General features: G+C 58.5%; 13 protein-coding genes. 5 read left to right on the top strand and 8 right to left on the bottom strand.

Features of this window, described 5'->3' with window-relative positions; all coding sequences use genetic code 11:
* Nucleotides 1–235 precede the first annotated feature (235 nt).
* Nucleotides 236–1,522, top strand: coding sequence for an aromatic ring-hydroxylating oxygenase subunit alpha (locus tag INT33_RS17540; protein WP_193092593.1), 1,287 nt, complete (start codon nt 236–238; stop codon nt 1,520–1,522).
* 60 nt (nt 1,523–1,582) lie between these two features.
* Here INT33_RS17540 and INT33_RS17535 read toward each other — a convergent pair whose 3' ends face one another.
* Nucleotides 1,583–1,813: a hypothetical protein gene (locus INT33_RS17535; RefSeq protein WP_193092592.1), complete on the bottom strand. Its 231-nt coding sequence runs from the start codon at nt 1,811–1,813 to the stop codon at nt 1,583–1,585.
* A 193-nt stretch (nt 1,814–2,006) separates the two neighbouring features.
* Between INT33_RS17535 and INT33_RS17530 the strand changes: the two genes are divergently transcribed.
* The 3 genes from INT33_RS17530 (at nt 2,007) to INT33_RS17520 (ending at nt 6,475) form a co-directional block, all read left to right on the top strand.
* The gene (locus INT33_RS17530; protein WP_193092591.1) at nt 2,007–3,584 is read left to right on the top strand and encodes a BCCT family transporter; all 1,578 of its coding nucleotides are present in this window, start codon (nt 2,007–2,009) and stop codon (nt 3,582–3,584) included.
* Nucleotides 3,585–3,745: 161 nt separating this feature from the next.
* Nucleotides 3,746–5,485, top strand: coding sequence for a sodium:solute symporter family protein (locus INT33_RS17525; RefSeq protein WP_193092590.1), 1,740 nt, complete (start codon nt 3,746–3,748; stop codon nt 5,483–5,485).
* A gap of 87 nt (nt 5,486–5,572) precedes the next feature.
* Entirely contained in the window at nt 5,573–6,475 is a 903-nt protein-coding gene (locus INT33_RS17520) for a DMT family transporter (RefSeq protein ID WP_193092589.1), read from the top strand.
* 244 nt (nt 6,476–6,719) lie between these two features.
* Here INT33_RS17520 and etfB read toward each other — a convergent pair whose 3' ends face one another.
* The 7 genes from etfB to gbdR all read right to left on the bottom strand — a co-directional run bounded on the left by etfB (nt 6,720) and on the right by gbdR (nt 16,048).
* Nucleotides 6,720–7,544, bottom strand: coding sequence for an electron transfer flavoprotein subunit beta (gene etfB / locus INT33_RS17515; protein WP_193092588.1), 825 nt, complete (start codon nt 7,542–7,544; stop codon nt 6,720–6,722).
* Nucleotides 7,534–8,811, bottom strand: coding sequence for an electron transfer flavoprotein subunit alpha (gene etfA / locus INT33_RS17510; RefSeq protein ID WP_193092587.1), 1,278 nt, complete (start codon nt 8,809–8,811; stop codon nt 7,534–7,536). The genes etfB and etfA overlap by 11 nt, the downstream gene beginning before the upstream one ends.
* Complete coding sequence (locus tag INT33_RS17505; protein WP_193092586.1) at nt 8,808–10,829, bottom strand: (Fe-S)-binding protein; 2,022 nt, start codon at nt 10,827–10,829, stop codon at nt 8,808–8,810. Before INT33_RS17505 ends, etfA begins: the two co-directional genes overlap by 4 nt.
* An 82-nt stretch (nt 10,830–10,911) precedes the next feature.
* Complete coding sequence (gene dgcA, locus INT33_RS17500) at nt 10,912–12,984, bottom strand: dimethylglycine demethylation protein DgcA (RefSeq protein ID WP_193092585.1); 2,073 nt, start codon at nt 12,982–12,984, stop codon at nt 10,912–10,914.
* An 11-nt stretch (nt 12,985–12,995) separates the two neighbouring features.
* Entirely contained in the window at nt 12,996–13,529 is a 534-nt protein-coding gene (locus tag INT33_RS17495) for a DUF5943 domain-containing protein (RefSeq protein WP_193092584.1), read from the bottom strand.
* An 87-nt stretch (nt 13,530–13,616) separates the two neighbouring features.
* A complete protein-coding gene (locus tag INT33_RS17490) occupies nt 13,617–14,594 on the bottom strand; it encodes a dipeptidase (protein WP_193092583.1) in 978 nt (325 codons plus the stop codon).
* 317 nt (nt 14,595–14,911) lie between these two features.
* Nucleotides 14,912–16,048, bottom strand: a complete 1,137-nt coding sequence (gbdR, locus tag INT33_RS17485) for a choline metabolism transcriptional regulator GbdR (protein ID WP_193092582.1) — start codon at nt 16,046–16,048, stop codon at nt 14,912–14,914.
* Nucleotides 16,049–16,397: 349 nt separating this feature from the next.
* On the opposite strand from gbdR, the gene mscL reads away from it, so the two are divergent.
* Complete coding sequence (gene mscL / locus INT33_RS17480) at nt 16,398–16,901, top strand: large-conductance mechanosensitive channel protein MscL (protein ID WP_193092581.1); 504 nt, start codon at nt 16,398–16,400, stop codon at nt 16,899–16,901.
* Nucleotides 16,902–17,156: the final 255 nt, after the last annotated feature.

Raw genomic sequence — 17,156 nt, 5'->3', positions numbered from 1 at the left:
TGCGGCACCTTCTGTTGATCAAAAAACTCCACTCACGTCGTCGCCACGCCACATAGTGTCGTGGGCAGACAATTGACGGCAAAAGCCGTGCACCACAATCCATCAACAAGTAGCAAGCGCTGTGCGCTTCACACAATCGCCAGGTTACGCAACTTAACAACAACACAATCATGTTTGGTTAATGACCCTGTCGCCGCCCTGGGTAAGGGAGGCGGTGTTAAAAAGGATATCTGGTATGAACAAGACAATGGATTACACACACAACGACCTACTGGCATCCATGCGTGAAGCGACGGTTGATATGCTGCAGTCCCGCGCGCGTACCTATTCTCTGCCCCAGCCTTTCTATAATGATGCCCGCCTGTTTGCGCTCGATATGCAGGAAGTATTCGAAAAAGAATGGCTATTCGCGGGCATGGCCTGCGAGATTCCGGCCAAAGGCAATTTCATGACCCTGGAGATCGGCGACAACCCCGTGGTGATTGTGCGCGGCGGCGAAGGCCAGATCCATGCGTTTCATAACGTTTGCCGCCACCGCGGCTCAAGGTTGTGTACCAAGGATAAAGGTAAAGTTGCCAAGCTGGTGTGCCCCTACCACCAGTGGACCTACGAGCTCGACGGCCGCCTGCTGTTTGCCGGCAGCGACATGGGCACCGATTTCGATCTTAACCAGTTCGGCCTGAAGCCGGTTAGCGTGCGCACTGCGGGTGGCTTTGTGTTTATCAACCTGAGCGATAACCCGCCCGCCATCGACGATTTTCTGGTGACGCTCGAGCACTACCTTGAGCCGTACCAGATGGATAACGTCAAGGTTGCCGTGGAGTCGAGCATTATCGAGCAGGCCAACTGGAAGCTGGTCATCGAGAACAACCGCGAGTGCTATCACTGTAATGGCTCGCACCCGGAGCTTTTAAACTCGCTGATCGAGTTCGACGATACCGAAGACCCGCGGGCGACGGATAAGTATAAGGATCTGGTGACTCGCAAGCAGGCCGACTGGAACGGCGAGCAGGTGCCCTGGCAGCTCAAGCGCTTTGGCAAGCGCAACCGCGTGACGCGCACGCCGTTACTCGATGGCGTGGTCTCCATGACCATGGACGGCAAGCCAGCCTGCAACAAACTCATGGGCCGCCTGACCAGCCCGGACATGGGTTCGCTGCGCATTCTGCACCTGCCCAACTCCTGGAACCACTTTATGGGTGATCACGCCGTCGTGTTCCGCGTACTGCCGCTTGGCCCGCAGCAGACCATGGTGACCACCAAGTGGCTGGTGCATAAAGATGCGGTAGAGGGCGTGGATTATGACCCGGAAAACATGCGCCGCGTATGGGATGCCACCAACGATCAGGACCGCCAGCTGGCCGAAGAGAACCAGCGCGGCATCAACTCCAAGGCCTACCAGCCCGGCCCCTACTCGCAAACCTACGAGTTTGGGGTCATCGACTTTATCGACTGGTACTCTGAACGCATGCTCAGCAATCTGGGCAGCGATAGCGTCGCGCTGCAGCTGGCCCAGGGCTAAAACGCATTAAGAGCAGGCTTGCCAAGGCAGGCCTGCTCAAAGCCGCTGCTTAACCATTCCTTAAAGAGGTAAGAAGCGCTCGATGGCATGGCGTACCGATGGCAGCAGGATGTTCTGCTGCGTCATGAGATCATTCACTAGTGCCGGGAGTTCAGGAATCGCTTTTTGCTGATGCGCCTGTGCCGCGATACGTGCACACGTATCAGGGTCGGCACCCTCTGCAATATCGATACCCAGCGCGGTTAGCCGTGCTCGGAAATCATCACCATCAATCAGTTCGACAATCATCATGACGGCATCCTCTCATGTGTTGGCCGTTTGGCCTGCCAGTGTACCCATCCAATAGCTTGGGCGACGCGGCAATAGCTATGTCGGTGTCGGTTTTAAACAACTGCACTGGTGCGTATCGCCTAAGAATTCAAATGGCCGTACTTCGCCATCTCGGCGTATTGCTCGACTCGAAAAATAACAACGAGGATAACCTATGGACCATGATGATCCCGTCCTGACTCCCGGTCAGGATAACAAGCAGGTCATGGGGCTGGATTTTCATAACCCCGTCTTTCCACTGTCCGCTCTCGCTATTCTGCTGTTTATTCTTTACGCGCTGGTCTATCCGGATGCCGCTAATACCCAGTTGGGAGTCGCCAAGAACTGGTCGATCGAGCATTTCGATTGGCTGTTCATGATTTCGGGCAATATCTTCGTGGTGTTCTGTCTACTATTGATCTGCTTGCCACTCGGGCGGATACGTTTGGGCGGCAGCGACGCGAAGCCGGAGTACTCGCGCACCTCCTGGTTCGCCATGCTGTTTGCGGCGGGCATGGGGATCGGTCTGATGTTCTGGAGCGTTGCTGAACCGGTGGCCTACTACACCGACTGGTACGGTACGCCCCTGAATATTCCAGCCAATACGCCCGAAGGCGCAAGTGCCGCCATGGGCGCGACTATGTTTCACTGGGGGCTGCACCCCTGGGCCATCTATGGCGTGGTCGGGCTGTCACTAGCCTTCTTCGCTTATAACAAGGGTTTGCCGCTGACACTGCGTTCGGCGTTTTACCCGATTCTGGGCGAGCGCACCCGGGGCTGGGCGGGGCATATCATCGATATCCTGGCGGTGCTGGCGACTATTTTCGGGCTGGCTACCTCGCTGGGTTTTGGCGCGACCCAGGCGGCTAGCGGGCTTGCCTACCTGTTTGATATCCCCAACACCATCGGCACGCAGCTGGCGATTATCGTGGTGGTTACCGTGATTGCGCTGTTTTCGGTATGGCGGGGCCTCGACGGCGGCGTCAAGCTGTTCTCGAACATCAATATGGTGATTGCGGCGATCCTGCTGCTGTTCGTGATTATCGCCGGGCCGACCCTGATGATTCTGACGGGCATTGGTACCACCGCGGTGGACTATATGAGTCACCTGCTGCCGCTTTCGAACTGGATTGGCCGCGACGATGATATCTGGTATCACGGCTGGACCATCTTCTATTGGGCGTGGTGGATCTCCTGGTCTCCGTTTGTCGGCATGTTTATCGCCCGCGTATCACGGGGGCGGACGGTGCGTGAATTTCTTATTGCTGTACTGCTGGTACCGACGCTGGTTACGCTGGTATGGATGAGTGCGTTTGGCAACACGGCGCTGTTCCAGGCTGAAAACGGCGTGGGGGAGCTTGCAAACGGCATCAGCGATGTCTCGCTTGCCATGTTCCATATGCTGGAGCAACTGCCGTTGACCAGCATTACCTCAACACTGGCCATCGTGCTGGTACTGGTGTTCTTCATTACCTCATCGGACTCCGGCTCGCTGGTTATCGACAGCATCACTGCCGGCGGCAAAACTGATGCGCCCAAGGGCCAGCGGGTATTCTGGGCGGCGCTTGAGGGTGTGATTGCCGGTGTGCTGCTGTATGGCGGGGGGAGCACGGCACTTAGCGCGCTGCAGGCGGGCGCGGTGGCCACGGGGCTACCCTTTACGCTGGTTCTCTTGTTAATGTGTTTCAGCCTTTACGTGGGGCTCCATAAAGAGTGGCGCCAGCTCAACGCGATACCCAAGGCTGTTGGATAATCAAGTATCGGCTGCATTCGGGGCGTCAATTAGTGACGCCCCGTTTGGTTAACCTATCGGTTGTCGTAAATGTTGCATTGAGCGCCGCTGGTAACAATGAGCGTGCTGGCGAAGCGTTGCACCATGGCTAACACAATATTAACAACTCCACGGCTATTCTTATGATCTACACCATCGCAATACTGCTCAGCCTGGTTGGCTATTTTGTTGTCGGACATCTAGCTGGGCGGCGCGTCAAGGGCCTGGATGATTATCTGGTGGCCGGTCGTAATGCGCCGACGTTTTTTATCCTGGGTACGCTGGTGGCAAGCTATTTGAGCACCAGCGCCTTTCTGGGCGAAACGGGCTTTGCCTATCAGGGCTATCCGTTTGTCATGCTCATCTTTGCCGCCATCAGCACCTCGGGATGCCTACTGGGCGCACTGGTGTTTGGCCGTTATCTGCGCCGCAGCGGAGCGCGAACCGTGCCGGAATTCTTTGGCAAGCGTTTTGCCTCGCGCCGCGTTCAGGTGATCGCCGGGCTGACCACCATCATCGGCCTGGGCGCGTATCTGCTGGGTGTCATGCAGGGCGCGGGTATCATGTTCTCCGAGCTGACCGGCATGCCGTACTGGGTGGGTCTTGTACTAGTATGGGCGACCTACACCGGCTTTATCCTCTATTCGGGCTCGCCCGGTGTCATGCTCACCGATACGATCATGTTCGTGATCTTTTCGCTGGCAGCCCTGGGCGGCTCAATCTATGTGATCCAGGACCTGGGCGGTTGGAACGGCGTGGTTGAGGGGCTGCTTAACCAGACCGATAAACCCGGCATCGCGCTGTGGCACGGTGTGCTGGAAGGCCCGAACGCAAGCTTCTCCTCGCCTGGCGAGGCGCTGACCTGGGGCTTGACGCTGGGTCTGGTGTGGGCGGCGGTGCTAGCGGCAAGCCCCTGGCAGTCCAGCCGTTATCTGATGGCGCGCAATGAACACGTAGTGATGCGCTCGGCCATGCTTACCGCCGTGGCGCTGGCGATTTTCTACGCCTTGATGATGATGACCGGCGCGGCGATCAACCTTTACGATTCAGGGCTTGATCCTGAACGCTCCATGATCTGGGTGGCGCTCAACATACTGCCGACCTGGCTTGGCGTGGTCATTTTGACCGGCGTGTTCGCCGCGGGGCTGTCGTCCTGCTCGACGTTTCTGTCGATCATAGGCTTTAGCCTTTCCAACGATATCTTGCCCGCTTCGCTGGATGAGAAATCGGCCATGCGCAAAAGCCGTATCGCAGTGCTGGCGGCGGGGTTGATCGCGCTGTTGCTGGCGCTATTCCAGCCGCCGGCGGTGATGTCGGTGGTGTGGTTTGCCGCTACGCTGTTTGCTTCCTCCTGGGGGCCGGTGGCGCTGATGAGTATCTGGAGCAAGCGCATTACCGCTGCGGGCGCTGGCTGGGGCTTAGCGGTGGGATTTGTGGGCAATGTTGCGATCTCGATGATGATTCAGGCCGAGTGGCTTAGCCTACCGGTGCATCTGCACCCGGTGCTGCTGAGCACGCTGATGGCGCTTGTGGCGATTGTGCTGGCCTCTCGTGTAACCCGCGTTACCCAGGCCGAAAAAGTCTACCAGGCGTTTCTGCATGAGTTTGATGCCCAGGCCGTCAGCGGCTGGATGACGGGTACGCGTTTGATTGCGCTCTGCACCATGCTGTCCGGTGTGGCCATCGGAATATTCCTGTGGCAGCAGTATGCGGTGACGCTGGCTGGGTTTGCCACTCAGTTTAATGTGGATGCCAGTGCCGTGCAGGGCGGCTACGCCCTGGCGATTGGCTGTGGCAGCATGTTATTGATGGCTGGGGCAGTGGGCTTCTGGGTGGTTCGCCCTCGCCAGCAGAAGGCATTAGCCGCGCGCATGACCAGCTAGTCGGGGAAGCCATTCATCGGCTGTCAGGCTTAACCGCTCGCCCATTGGGCGGGCGGTTATCTTTTTTGCCAACCGGGAGACAATGTAATGCAGCTAAGTCCTTACCAACGCGGTCCTTACCAACGCGGTCTGCTTATGGTGATACTGGGCGTGGTGTTTCTCAGCTTCGACGGCCTGCTGATCCGCCTGGCGGATACCGATGGGTGGACCATCGTTTTTTGGCGCGGCTTTCTGATGTTCAGCGTGCTGGGGCTGTTGTGCCTGGTAGGCAACCGGCTGGTCAGGCTGCGCGCTAATCCGTTCTCGTCGCTGGTCTCGGCAATACTGCTGGGGCTGATTTCAGCGCTTTTCGTGCTCGCGGTGATGAACGCCAGCGTGGCTAACGTGGTGGTGATTCTTAGCACTGCGCCGCTTTTCGCCGCACTGTTTTCACGGGTGTTTCTCAAAGAGCGTGTTGCCTTGCGAACGCTGGTGGCGATTGTCATCTGCATGCTGGGCATGAGCCTGGTCTTTATGGGCGAGGGCGCCACGGGGATGCTGGTGGGCAACTTGTATGCTCTGGCTGCGGCACTGGCGATCGGGGGCAATCTAACGGTGCTGCGCCGCTATCCCGATATTGACCGTATCGTGGTGATTGCCGGCGGGGGCTTGCTTTCGGCGGCCATCGCGCTGCCTTTGGCCGCGCCATTTTCGTTGGATGCTCCGCGCTACGGCGTACTCGCTGTGATGGGGCTTATCCAGATGCCGCTGGCTACCGTGCTGATCAACAGCGCCACGCGCTATCTACCGTCGACCGAGGTGGCGCTTTTCTATCTGGTGGAAACGGCGTTGGGCACGCTGTGGGTGTGGTGGTGGCTTGGCGAAGAGCCTACGGCCTCGACGCTGGCGGGTGGGGCAATGGTCATCACCGTGCTAGTGGCGCATGCGGGGATTGGCCTGCACCGGGAAAGGCAGCGTTTGCGGCTTTATCCGGGGTTTGTAGGAAAGTAAGCGGCTGTGTGAATGGTTTAAATCCGTTTGGGGCCATTAAAGCCAGATTTGGTGGGCAGCGGACTCGAGTAACTCTACGCGAGGGCGCTGTGAACCCTTCCTTGGGCGCTACTTTCGCCATCCTTGGCGAAAGACCCTCGCTACGAGTTACTCGAGACTGCCGCGTGCTTCAACGCAATCGTTACGTAAAAGAAAGCCCGCCGGTCGGCGGGCTGAAAATCACATCACTAGAAGCACTCATTACCTAGCGCAGTACCCCTTCCTCCTTGAGCAGTTTGAAGATCGCCTCGGCGCCCTGTTCTGGGGTGACATCGTTAAGCGTTTGCCCACCGCCGCCATCGGCTTTGGCGGCGGCAGCCTTGAAGCGGTCGCGCGCCGAGGAGGACTTGACGATCTTGAGCCGTTTGGGGCGTTTGCGTGCTGGCTGAATGTGCCACGTGCCCAGCGCTTCATCGATCGCGCTGGGTTCTAGGTGGATAGCTAGCTCGCCACGTTTGGCCGGGCCGAAGGCGCTCTGACGTGCTGGAGGCGCGCTACTATCCACGGTGGCAATCGCCGGCAGGCGAATGCGCAGGCGCCGGCGCTTGCCGCGGGGTAGGGCCTGAAGCACCACCGCCGTACCCTGCTCGATTTTCTCGACTGCGGCCAGGCCGGTAATGATCGGCCAGCCCAGCGCCTCTGCCAGCAGGTAAGGCGTTATGCCCGAGGCCTCGCCGGTTTCAGCGCGGGTGCCGGTCAGCACCAGTTGCGCAGCGCTTGCGCGCAGCGCTTTGGCCAGCGCAGGTATTACATCGGCCTGGGGTTTTTGTTCGATCAAGTCGACAGAGTCGATACCCATGCCGAGATAGCCGCGGATGGCCTCTTCGTTTTCACTATCCTGCTGGCCTGCATGCAGCAGGCTGACCGAAGCGCTTTGCAGGGTCAGGGCCATTTCCACGGCGCGGGCGTCCTGATCTGAGCGGCGGGCTCGCGCGGTCAGCGGATGGCGACCTACTGAGACCAGCACGGTAACGTTTAATCCGCTCGGTGTGGATGATTTGGCATTTGTGTTACTGACATCATGCGGCATCGCGGTTCTCCTGCTGCTCGGCGCGGTACTGCTCGACGCGTTTCACTAGTGCGGCGAGCACGGCGCTGGCATCGCCGATCACGGCAAGATCAGCGCGCTTGACCATGTCGCAGCCTTCGTCGAGGTTGACGGCCACGACCTTGTCGCAGCTCTGAATGCCCTGAAGGTGCTGGATGGCGCCGGAGATTCCAATCGCCACGTAGACGCGGGCAGATACCCAGGTGCCGGTGGCGCCTACCTGGCGATCCCGCGGCATAAAGCCGTCGTCCACCGCCACGCGTGACGCGCCCTTGGTGGCGCCGAGTACGTCGGCAGCGTGGTGATAGCTGTCCCAATCCTTGACGCCGTTACCGGCGGACAGAATGAATTCAGCTTCAGCGAGCGACACGCTGGCCGGGTCAACCGCCACTTCGCCCATATCCTCGATACGTCCGAGCACATCGGGAAGGCCTTGGGAAAGCGCGATCGGCTCCGCCGCGTGGCGGGTCTCGCTGACCGGGTCGGCGCACTCGGCCAGGGCCAGCACGATACGGGGCAGGCTGCGGGTAATATCGCTTCTACCCGCTGCACCACGCGCGGTACAGCGCCAGCCGGTCGCGCTTTCAGCGTCTGCCTCGACCTGCCAGACCTGAGCGGCCGGGCGCTCGCCAAGCCGTGCAGCGAGGCGTCGGCCCAGCTCACCGCCGACGCTTGAGTCGGGCAGTAGCCAGTAGCGGGGCGCCATTTCACGATCAACGCCTTGCAGGGTGGCGACGCTAAGCTCAGGCAGATAGCCCGAGAAGCGCTCACCTTCCAGATGCATTAGCCGGTCAATGCCCGCCTCATCAAAGGCGGTTTCTTTATGCTCGCCAAACACGATCGCCAGCACGGCGCCGGGTTGGGCCGGGTCAGCGTCGGCCAGCTGGCGGGCAAGCCCCAGCAAATCACGGTCGTGAGATGAAAGACGCCCGCCGGCCATATCGGGCACCACCGCCACCATAAACGCTGGCGCATCGATAACCACGTGCCGTCGTGCATCCTTGGCCTCAGTACTGCGCCCCGGCGCCTGGGCTGCCTGCTGGGCGCCGCTGCGATCGATACGCCGAATGCCGTTGGGGCCTATAAAACCGACCGCGTGGGGGTTACGGCGCATCACGCCGTTGGGCCCCATCCATTCACTGGCCACCGCGCCGCCACCCAGTTCGGCCAGCACCTCAAGGTGCTGCGGGTGCAGACGGTTACGGGCGATCCACGCTTTGCGAGGGTCGCGACGAACAAGCTCGCTCATGGCGTTGCCTCCAGGACGGTGCGCGATGCTGCTGGCGCGGGCTTACTTTGGGTCGCCTTGTCGTCAGGCGTTTTGATGATCAACGCATCGGCGACCAGCTCGGCAATATCCTTGATGTCAGCACGGGGCTCAACAACGCCTTCAAGCATGGCAGTACACTGCGGGCAGCCCACCGCAACCAGGTCAGCACCGGTTTCGCGAACATCTTCCATACGCATATCGGGGATACGCTGTTTGCCGGGGATATCGGTGATTGGTGCGCCGCCACCACCGCCGCAGCAGCGCGAGCGGTAGCCGGAGCGGGCCATCTCTTTTACTTCAATGCCGAGTGCACGGAGTACGTCCCGAGGGGCTTCGTACTCGCCGTTGTAGCGGCCGAGATAACACGGGTCATGGTAGGTCACGCTGCCGCCTTTCCAGGCCTTGAAGGTGAGCTTGTCAGCGAGTACCAGCTCGTTGATATAGGTGCTGTGGTGCTGCACATGATAATCAGCAGGTGTCTCCGGCGTTCCAAGTTCCCCATACTCGTTTTTCAGCACGTGGAAACTGTGCGGGTCGCAGGTAACGATGCGCGAAAAGCGATACTGGGCAAGCGTTCTGATATTGCGTTTGGCCAGGCTCTGGAAGGTGGCTTCATCGCCCAGGCGCCTTGCCACGTCGCCGCTGTCGCGCTCCTCGGTACCCAGTACGGCAAAATCCACGTTCGCGGCACGCAGCACACTGATAAAGGCGCGCAGGGTGCGCTGGTTGCGCATGTCGAACACGCCGTCGCCCAACCACAGCAGCACTTCGGCTTCGCGCTTGTCGGCCATCAGCGGCAGGTTGAGATCCGCCGCCCAGTGCAGGCGCGAATCCGGATCAAAGCCGCCCGGGTTATCTGTGGCGATCAGGTTATCCAGCACCTCCGCGCCCTTGTTGGGCGTGTTGCCGTGCTCAAGCGTTAGAAAGCGGCGCATATCGACGATGGCATCCACATGCTCGATCATCATCGGACACTCTTCTACGCAGGCGCGGCAGGTGGTGCAGGACCACAGTGTTTCGGCATCCACCAGCGCGCCGCCCGCACGGTCCACAATCGGCCCGTGAGGCGTACCAGCATGCTCGCCCACCGGCTTGCCGGGGTAAGGGGAGCCTGCGTAGTTGGCATCGCTGCCGCCGGCCATGCCGACCACCATATCCTGAATCAACTTCTTGGGGTTAAGCGGCTGGCCAGCGGCAAAAGCCGGACAAACGGCTTCACAGCGCCCGCACTGGACGCAGGCATCGAAACCTAAAAGCTGGTTCCAGGTGAAGTCGGCCGGCACTTCGACGCCCAGTTTTGTCCGGTCGTCATCAAGCGCCAGCGGCTTGAGGCCGGTTGACCGGTGCTCCCCTCCAGCGCGATTTGAAAAGCGCTCCGGGCGACGATGGAAGGCCAGGTGCAGGGCGCCAGCAAAGGCGTGCTTCATCGGTCCGCCCCAGGTCATGCCGAAGAACATCTCGCCCAGGCCCCAGACGATGACCGCGGCCAGCACTAAGGCCGCGATCCAGCCCGCGCCGCTCTGGAAAATGCCTTCAGGCAGAATACCCGCGGTGGGCAGGGTGACTACGAACATGCCGATGGAAAATGCCATCAGGCTCTTGGGCAGACGCATCCACGGGCCCTTGGAGAGCCGTGAGGGCGGCGGGCTGCGCCGCTTGGCGACCAGCAGGCTGCCTATGAACATGCTGATGGTGGCGGCTAGCAGAACCCAGGCAAGAATCGTGCTGTCCAGGCCAAAGCCGTGAACCACGATAGCCAGTAACGCGGCCAGCACAAAACCGCCGGCAGTGGCCACGTGGGTGTGTGAAATGTACTTGTCCCGCTCGACGACGTGGTGCAGGTCTACCAGGTAGCGCCTGGGAACCTGCATTAGGCCGCTGATAGTTGGTACAGGAGAGGGCCGCCCCTGGCGCCACAGGCGCACCCGGCGCACGGCACCGATGGCGGCAAGCGCGAGCGCAGAAAACAGCAGAATCGGCAGAAGGGTATCAAGCATGGCGTCTCTCCTCTCAGAGACACCGTAAGTACAAAACGTCATGAGCCGTGCGGCCCATGACGTTCAGCTTACAGCGTTATTGTCAGAAGTCCTTGCAAAGCCGCAGCGCGTCATAAATAGCAGCGTGCGTGTTGCGTGGCGCGGTGCAGTCACCCAGGCGGAACAGCGCGAAACCATCACCGGTTTCTTGTAGGCAGGGCTGGGGCTTGATCGCGTAGAGCGCTTCGAGATCCATCTGGCCCTTGTTACGCGACTGCTCCTTGAGGCTGTAATAGAGTGCTTCATCCGGGCGAACGCCGTTTTCGACCACCACCTGATCCACCACTCGCTCTTCCAGCGCGCCGGTGTACTCGTTTTCGAGCACTGCGACTAGCGAATCGCCTTCGCGGTAGACCTTATGCAGGGCGAGATCCGAGGTCATGATGACTTCTTTGTCGTACAGGCTGCGGTAGTAAGTGGGGAAAGTCGTGCCCCCTACCGCCGCACCTGGCTTGATATCGTCGGTAACGATCTCGACTTTTGATCCTTTGTCGGCCAGGTAGTCCGCCGCGGAAACCCCGGAAAACTCGCAGATGGTGTCAAAGATCAGCACGTTTTTGCCTGGTGCCACCGTACCGTTGAGAATATCCCAGGTACTGACCACAAGGCTCTTGTCTTTATCGCTGTCGTAACCCCATTCCGGCACCTGCGAAAGGAACGGTTGCCCGCCGGTGGCCAGAATCACTACATCCGGACGCAGGTCCTGGATGGTCGCCTCATCGGCCCTGGTGCCCAGACGCTGATCCACCTCAAGACGGTTGAGCTCCAACTGATACCAGCGCGTGATACCGGCAATCTGGTCACGTTGGGGCGCTTTGGATGCGATGGTGATCTGGCCGCCGATCTGCTCACTGGCTTCAAACAGGGTAACGTCGTGGCCGCGCTCGGCGCACACGCGGGCGGCTTCCATACCCGCCGGGCCGCCGCCCACGACGACCACCTTGCGTTTGGGACCTTCGCTCTTCTCGATGATATGCGGCAGGCCCATGTACTCGCGTGAGGTGGCGGCGTTCTGGATGCACAGCACGTCGAGGCCCTGATACTGGCGGTCGATGCAGTAGTTGGCGCCTACGCACTGCTTGATCTGGTCAATCTGGCCCATCTTGATCTTGGCGATCAGGTGTGGGTCGGCGATATGGGCGCGGGTCATGCCGACCAGATCCACATAGCCGCCTTCCAGAATGCGCTGCGCCTGGTTGGGGTCCTTGATGTTCTGAGCGTGAATGACCGGAACGTTGACCACTTCCTTGATGCCGGATGCCAGATGCAAGAAGGGCTCCGGCGGAAATGACATGTTGGGAATGACGTTGGCTAAGGTGTTGTGGGTATCGCAGCCCGAGCCAACCACGCCGAAGTAATCGACCATGCCGGTGGCGTCGTAATACGCGGCGATCTTTTTCATGTCCTCGTGGGTCAGGCCGTCCGGGTGGAACTCGTCGCCGGTGATACGCATGCCCACCACGAAGTCGTTGCCCACTTCAGCACGCACCGCCTTGAGTACTTCCATGCCAAAGCGCATGCGGTTCTCAAAGCTTCCGCCCCACTCGTCGGTACGCTTGTTGACGCGCGGGCTCCAGAACTGGTCGATCAAATGCTGGTGCACGGCGGACAGCTCGACGCCATCCAGCCCGCCTTCCTTCGCCCGGCGTGCCGCTTGGGTGAAGTCATAAATGATGCGGTGAATTTCTTCAACTTCAATGGTTTTACAGGTCGAACGGTGAACCGGCTCGCGGATGCCCGATGGTGACACCAGTGTTGCCCAGTCGTAACCATCCCAACGTGAGCGACGGCCCATGTGGGTAATCTGAATCATGATCTTGCCACCGTGCTTGTGCACGGCATCCGCCAGATTCTGAAAGTGCGGGATGATGCGGTCGGTGGAGAGGTTGACCGAGCTCCACCAGCCCTGGGGGCTATCGATAGAAACAATCGACGAGCCGCCACAGATGCACAGACCACAGCCGCCCTTGGCTTTCTCTTCGTAGTATTTGACGTAGCGCTCGGTGGTCATGCCGCCGTCGGTGGCGTAGACCTCGGCGTGGGCCGTGCTGACCACGCGGTTGCGGATGGTCTGGCTGCCGATCTGGATCGGCTTGAAAAGTGCTTCGAATGCCATGACGACACTCCTCAGTGCTTGGGCGTGACAACAAACAGGCCGTGCTCACAGCCCTCTTCGGCGCCGCTTTGGGTCTGCTCGGCAACCGTACGCATCTCGCTTCCCCGCGCCGCCAGAATCTGGTCCATGGCCCCGGCGAACCAGCCGGTGAACATGTACTCGATCTTGCGGTTCACTTTGCCCATCTGGTACACGAACGCGCTGTGCTCAAGACGCACGCGAGCGGTACCCGCATCCAGGTCGATGTCTTCGGTGATGAACAGGCCCCAGCCGCGCTGGGAGAGGCGTTTCATGTAGTGCTCGAACACGTCCACGCCTTCAAGCCCGTGGAGCTCGGCCTCTTTCTCGCACCAGTGCCAGGCGCTCTTGTAGCCGGCGTGATAGAGAATCTCGGCGTATTTTTCGGCGCCCAACGCTTCCTCAACCGCCATGTGGTTGTTGACGAAAAAGTGGCGCGGAACGTACAGCATCGGCAGGGCATCGGTCGTCCAGATACCGGTTTCGCTGTCGACGTCAATCGGGAGTTCGGGGGCGGTTGTGGTCACGGTCGTATTCCTTACACTTATATTTATTTGAAAGACATTGAGTTATTCAAAGGCTTCCAGGGTCTTGTCGAACGGTAGTGCAGGCGCTTATTCGCCCCACACGTCCTTCAGAGTGCGCACCCAGTTCTCGCCCATGATCTTTCTCACCTGGGATTCACTCATGCCACGCTTCAAGAGCGCTTCTGTCAGGTTGGGGAATTCGCCGATGGTACGGATGCCTTCCGGGTTGATGATCTTGCCGAAACTGGTCAGGCGGCGGGCGTAGCCCTTGTCATGGGTCAGCCATTCGAAGAAGTTCTGATCATGGCCCTGGGTGAAGTCGGTGCCGATACCGATGGCGTCTTCACCCACGATGTTCATGATGTACTCAATCGCCTCAACGTAGTCGTCGATGGTCGAATCAACGCCCTTCTTGAGGAAAGGGGTGAACATGGTGACGCCGACAAAGCCGCCGTGGTCGGCGATAAATTTGAGTTCTGCATCGGACTTGTTGCGCGGGTGCTCTTTAAGCCCGGAGGGCAGGCAGTGGGAATAGCACACCGGCTTTTTGGATTCGAGAATGACTTCTTCAGACGTCTTGGCGCCGACGTGGGAAAGATCGCACAGCATGCCTACGCGGTTCATCTCGGCAACGATCTCGCGGCCAAAGCCGGAAAGCCCGCCATCACGCTCGTAGCACCCAGTACCCACCAGGTTCTGGGTGTTGTAGCACATCTGCACGATGCCTACGCCAAGCTGCTTGAAGATCTCGACGTAGCCGATCTGGTCTTCAAAGGCGTGGGCGTTCTGGAAGCCGAAGATGATGCCGGTCTTGCCCTCTTCCTTGGCACGCATGATGTCACGCGTAGTGCGCACCGGGCGTACCAGATCGCTGCACTCTTCCATCAGCTTGTTGGAGGCGACGATGTTATCTACCGTTGCCTTGAACCCCTCCCACACCGAGACGGTGCAGTTGGCCGCGGTCAGGCCACCACGGCGCATGTCTTCCAGAAGCTCACGGTTCCATTTGGCAATAATCAGGCCGTCAATGACGATGGCGTCTTGGTGCAATTCAGCAGGGTTCATAACGTAGCTCCAGAATTGTTTATGTAGGGAGCATAGCGTTGAGGTGGTGTCGATCTGCGCTTGGAAACGACGACGGAAATTCCAAAAGCGTCATCGTGTGAAAAGCACGTGCAGGAAACCTGGCGAGCAGCCGGGTTAAGCGGTACAAAAGAAAACGGGGAAGTCACAAAAGCAAAGAAGGTGGCGTGATATGGCAAAAGGCTTAACGAAAAAGAGCCGCCTTTTAGGCAGCTCTGATATCAACGACTAATGCTGTGTCAGCTAGTACTCTTTCAATTAGAACGTTTTCAATTAGTACGTTTTCAATTAGTACGCTTTCAGGTAAGCAACGGCACGCTGGCAAAGGTGGGTTCGCCCTGTGCATAGGCAAGCGCCAGCAAGGCGCTCGATGTCGGTTCGCTGCTTGCCGGTTCTACTCCCCAGCGTTTAAGCAAAGGGGGCGATTTTTCATATTTCTGGCGCGTATGGATGCCCAGACGTTCATCGCGCGGCGGAATACCGAAGCATTCGCGGTAGCACTTGGAAAAGTGCGGGGTTGAAACAAAGCCGCACACCGAGGCAATTTCGATGATGGATAGCGGCGTCTGTTTGAGTAGCTGACGTGCACGCAACAGACGAAGTTTCAGATAGTAGCGCGAGGGCGAGCAGTGCAGGTAGCGCTGGAACAGGCGCTCCAGCTGGCGACGGGAAACGTCGACGTAACTTGCCAGCTCGTCGAGCTCAAGCGGCTCTTCAAGGTTGGATTCCATCAGCGCGACGATTTCCAGCAGCTTGGGCTGGGTCGTGCCCAGCACGTGCTTTAACGGTACGCGCTGCTGATCCTGCTCGTTGCGCATACGCTCGTAGATGAACATTTCGGAAATGCCTGCCGAAAGCTCCTTACCATGATCGTGAGCGATCAGGTTGAGCATCATATCCAGCGGTGCCGTGCCGCCCGAGGCGGTAAACCGGTCGCGGTCGATGGAAAAAAGCCGCGTGGTCAGCACAATCTTCGGAAACGCTTCCTGAATGGACGCCAAGCATTCCCAGTGAATGCTGGTTTCGTAATGATCCAGCAGGCCCGCCTGACCCAGCGCCCAGCTACCCGTACAGATAGCGCCCAGGCGCCGTAGCTGGCGCGACTGCGCCTGCAGCCAATGCAGGTGATCGCGGCTGACACTATGCTGAGGGGCGACGCCGCCACATACCACGACCCAGTCAAGTGACAGCGGTGCATGCATTGAGGCATCAGGCGTTACATGCAGGCCGTCGCTTGCGCGAACCGGAGAGCCATCCTGAGTCAGCATGTACCAGCGGTAAAGCTCGCGCCCCGCTAGCTGGTTGGCCATGCGCAGGGGCTCAATCGCTGATGCCAGAGAGATAAGGGTGAAGTTGTCCAACAGCAGAAAACCGAGGGTTTGCGGTACGTTCGAGTGACCTACTGTGGTGGGTTTTTTTACTTGATCAATTGTCATGGTCTTTACCTCTATCACCTAAACGTCATTGGTTTTCTTTTTATTATCTGTCTATGTCGCTGGCGTCTTGTTTTGGGTCCCTGCGCTAGATACTTACTGCTTACCTGCATATTGGCACGAATGACACTTATACTGACAAAGCAATCTGAAAAGCAATTCAGCAGATGTCGCAAATAGAACACTGGAAGTCGCCACTGGGGCGATTAATGGAGATGTAAGGCGGGCATCAGTGATTAATGAAACGTTTGTTTCAACGTTAAACGTCGTTTTAATAACTCATTGAACCCAAAGGTTTTACATTTAAAAAAACGCTATAAGCTAATAAGCTAAAGAACGTAAGGAGGCATCAATGGCCAAGTTTTTCAAGGAGTTCCGCGAGTTTGCCGTTAAAGGCAACGTGGTGGATATGGCGGTGGGGATTATTATAGGCGGCGCTTTTACACTGATCGTACAAAGCCTCGTCAAGGATGTCATGAACCCGATTATCGGCCTATTAGTGGGTGGTATTGATTTCTCCAATCTGTTTGTCGTGCTTAGTCAGGGCAGCGTTGCAGGCCCTTACCCCACCTTGGCGGCTGCTCAAGCAGCCGGAGCCGTCACCCTAAACGTTGGGCTGTTTATCAATGCAGTGGTCAGTTTCACGATTGTGGCCTTTGTGGTCTTCATGCTGGTTAGAACGATCAACCGCTTAAAGCGTGAAGAGGTGGAAGCGCCCAAAAGCCCGGTCGAGAAGCCCTGCCCGTACTGTTTCATGACCGTGCCTATCAAAGCCGTCCGGTGCGGCCACTGCACGTCCGAGCTGCCGGTGCCTACAGAGGCTGAACAGCAATCTCTCAAGGCGGCATCGCCTTAATTTTTTAATTAGTTATCCTTTTAGCGCCCGGTGTGTGGTTTAAGCACCGGGCGTTTTATTTGCAGCTATTTCTGAATCGCTACCTAACTCTTTATCCCATCTGGATTTTGTAGAGCAAAGAGCGAACTTATCGTTAACCTGCTAAACAAGATGTCATGTACTAGACTGACTTACTTAGCCCGGATTTCTCATAGCACCTCAGCAAGTACCGCACCCAGGCCGCCATGCTATTAAAAACCTATTGGTACATCTTAA

It is taken from the genome of Halomonas colorata, from assembly GCF_014897985.1.
Taxonomy (GTDB): domain Bacteria; phylum Pseudomonadota; class Gammaproteobacteria; order Pseudomonadales; family Halomonadaceae; genus Vreelandella; species Vreelandella colorata.
The sequence above is the reverse complement of the archived record's forward strand: the minus strand, read 5'-3'. Positions and strand labels throughout refer to the sequence as shown.

What these genes read in the sequence shown, in the direction of transcription:
- dgcA (WP_193092585.1), bottom strand. Translation starts at nt 12,984, where the DNA reads ATGGCATTCGAAGCACTTTTCAAGCCGATCCAGATCGGCAGCCAGACC.
- etfA (WP_193092587.1), bottom strand. Translation starts at nt 8,811, where the DNA reads ATGAGCGAGCTTGTTCGTCGCGACCCTCGCAAAGCGTGGATCGCCCGT.
- INT33_RS17530 (WP_193092591.1), top strand. Translation starts at nt 2,007, where the DNA reads ATGGACCATGATGATCCCGTCCTGACTCCCGGTCAGGATAACAAGCAG.
- etfB (WP_193092588.1), bottom strand. Translation starts at nt 7,544, where the DNA reads ATGCCGCATGATGTCAGTAACACAAATGCCAAATCATCCACACCGAGC.
- INT33_RS17505 (WP_193092586.1), bottom strand. Translation starts at nt 10,829, where the DNA reads ATGCTTGATACCCTTCTGCCGATTCTGCTGTTTTCTGCGCTCGCGCTT.
- INT33_RS17490 (WP_193092583.1), bottom strand. Translation starts at nt 14,594, where the DNA reads ATGAACCCTGCTGAATTGCACCAAGACGCCATCGTCATTGACGGCCTG.
- INT33_RS17540 (WP_193092593.1), top strand. Translation starts at nt 236, where the DNA reads ATGAACAAGACAATGGATTACACACACAACGACCTACTGGCATCCATG.
- INT33_RS17520 (WP_193092589.1), top strand. Translation starts at nt 5,573, where the DNA reads ATGCAGCTAAGTCCTTACCAACGCGGTCCTTACCAACGCGGTCTGCTT.
- INT33_RS17525 (WP_193092590.1), top strand. Translation starts at nt 3,746, where the DNA reads ATGATCTACACCATCGCAATACTGCTCAGCCTGGTTGGCTATTTTGTT.
- INT33_RS17535 (WP_193092592.1), bottom strand. Translation starts at nt 1,813, where the DNA reads ATGATGATTGTCGAACTGATTGATGGTGATGATTTCCGAGCACGGCTA.
- gbdR (WP_193092582.1), bottom strand. Translation starts at nt 16,048, where the DNA reads ATGACAATTGATCAAGTAAAAAAACCCACCACAGTAGGTCACTCGAAC.
- mscL (WP_193092581.1), top strand. Translation starts at nt 16,398, where the DNA reads ATGGCCAAGTTTTTCAAGGAGTTCCGCGAGTTTGCCGTTAAAGGCAAC.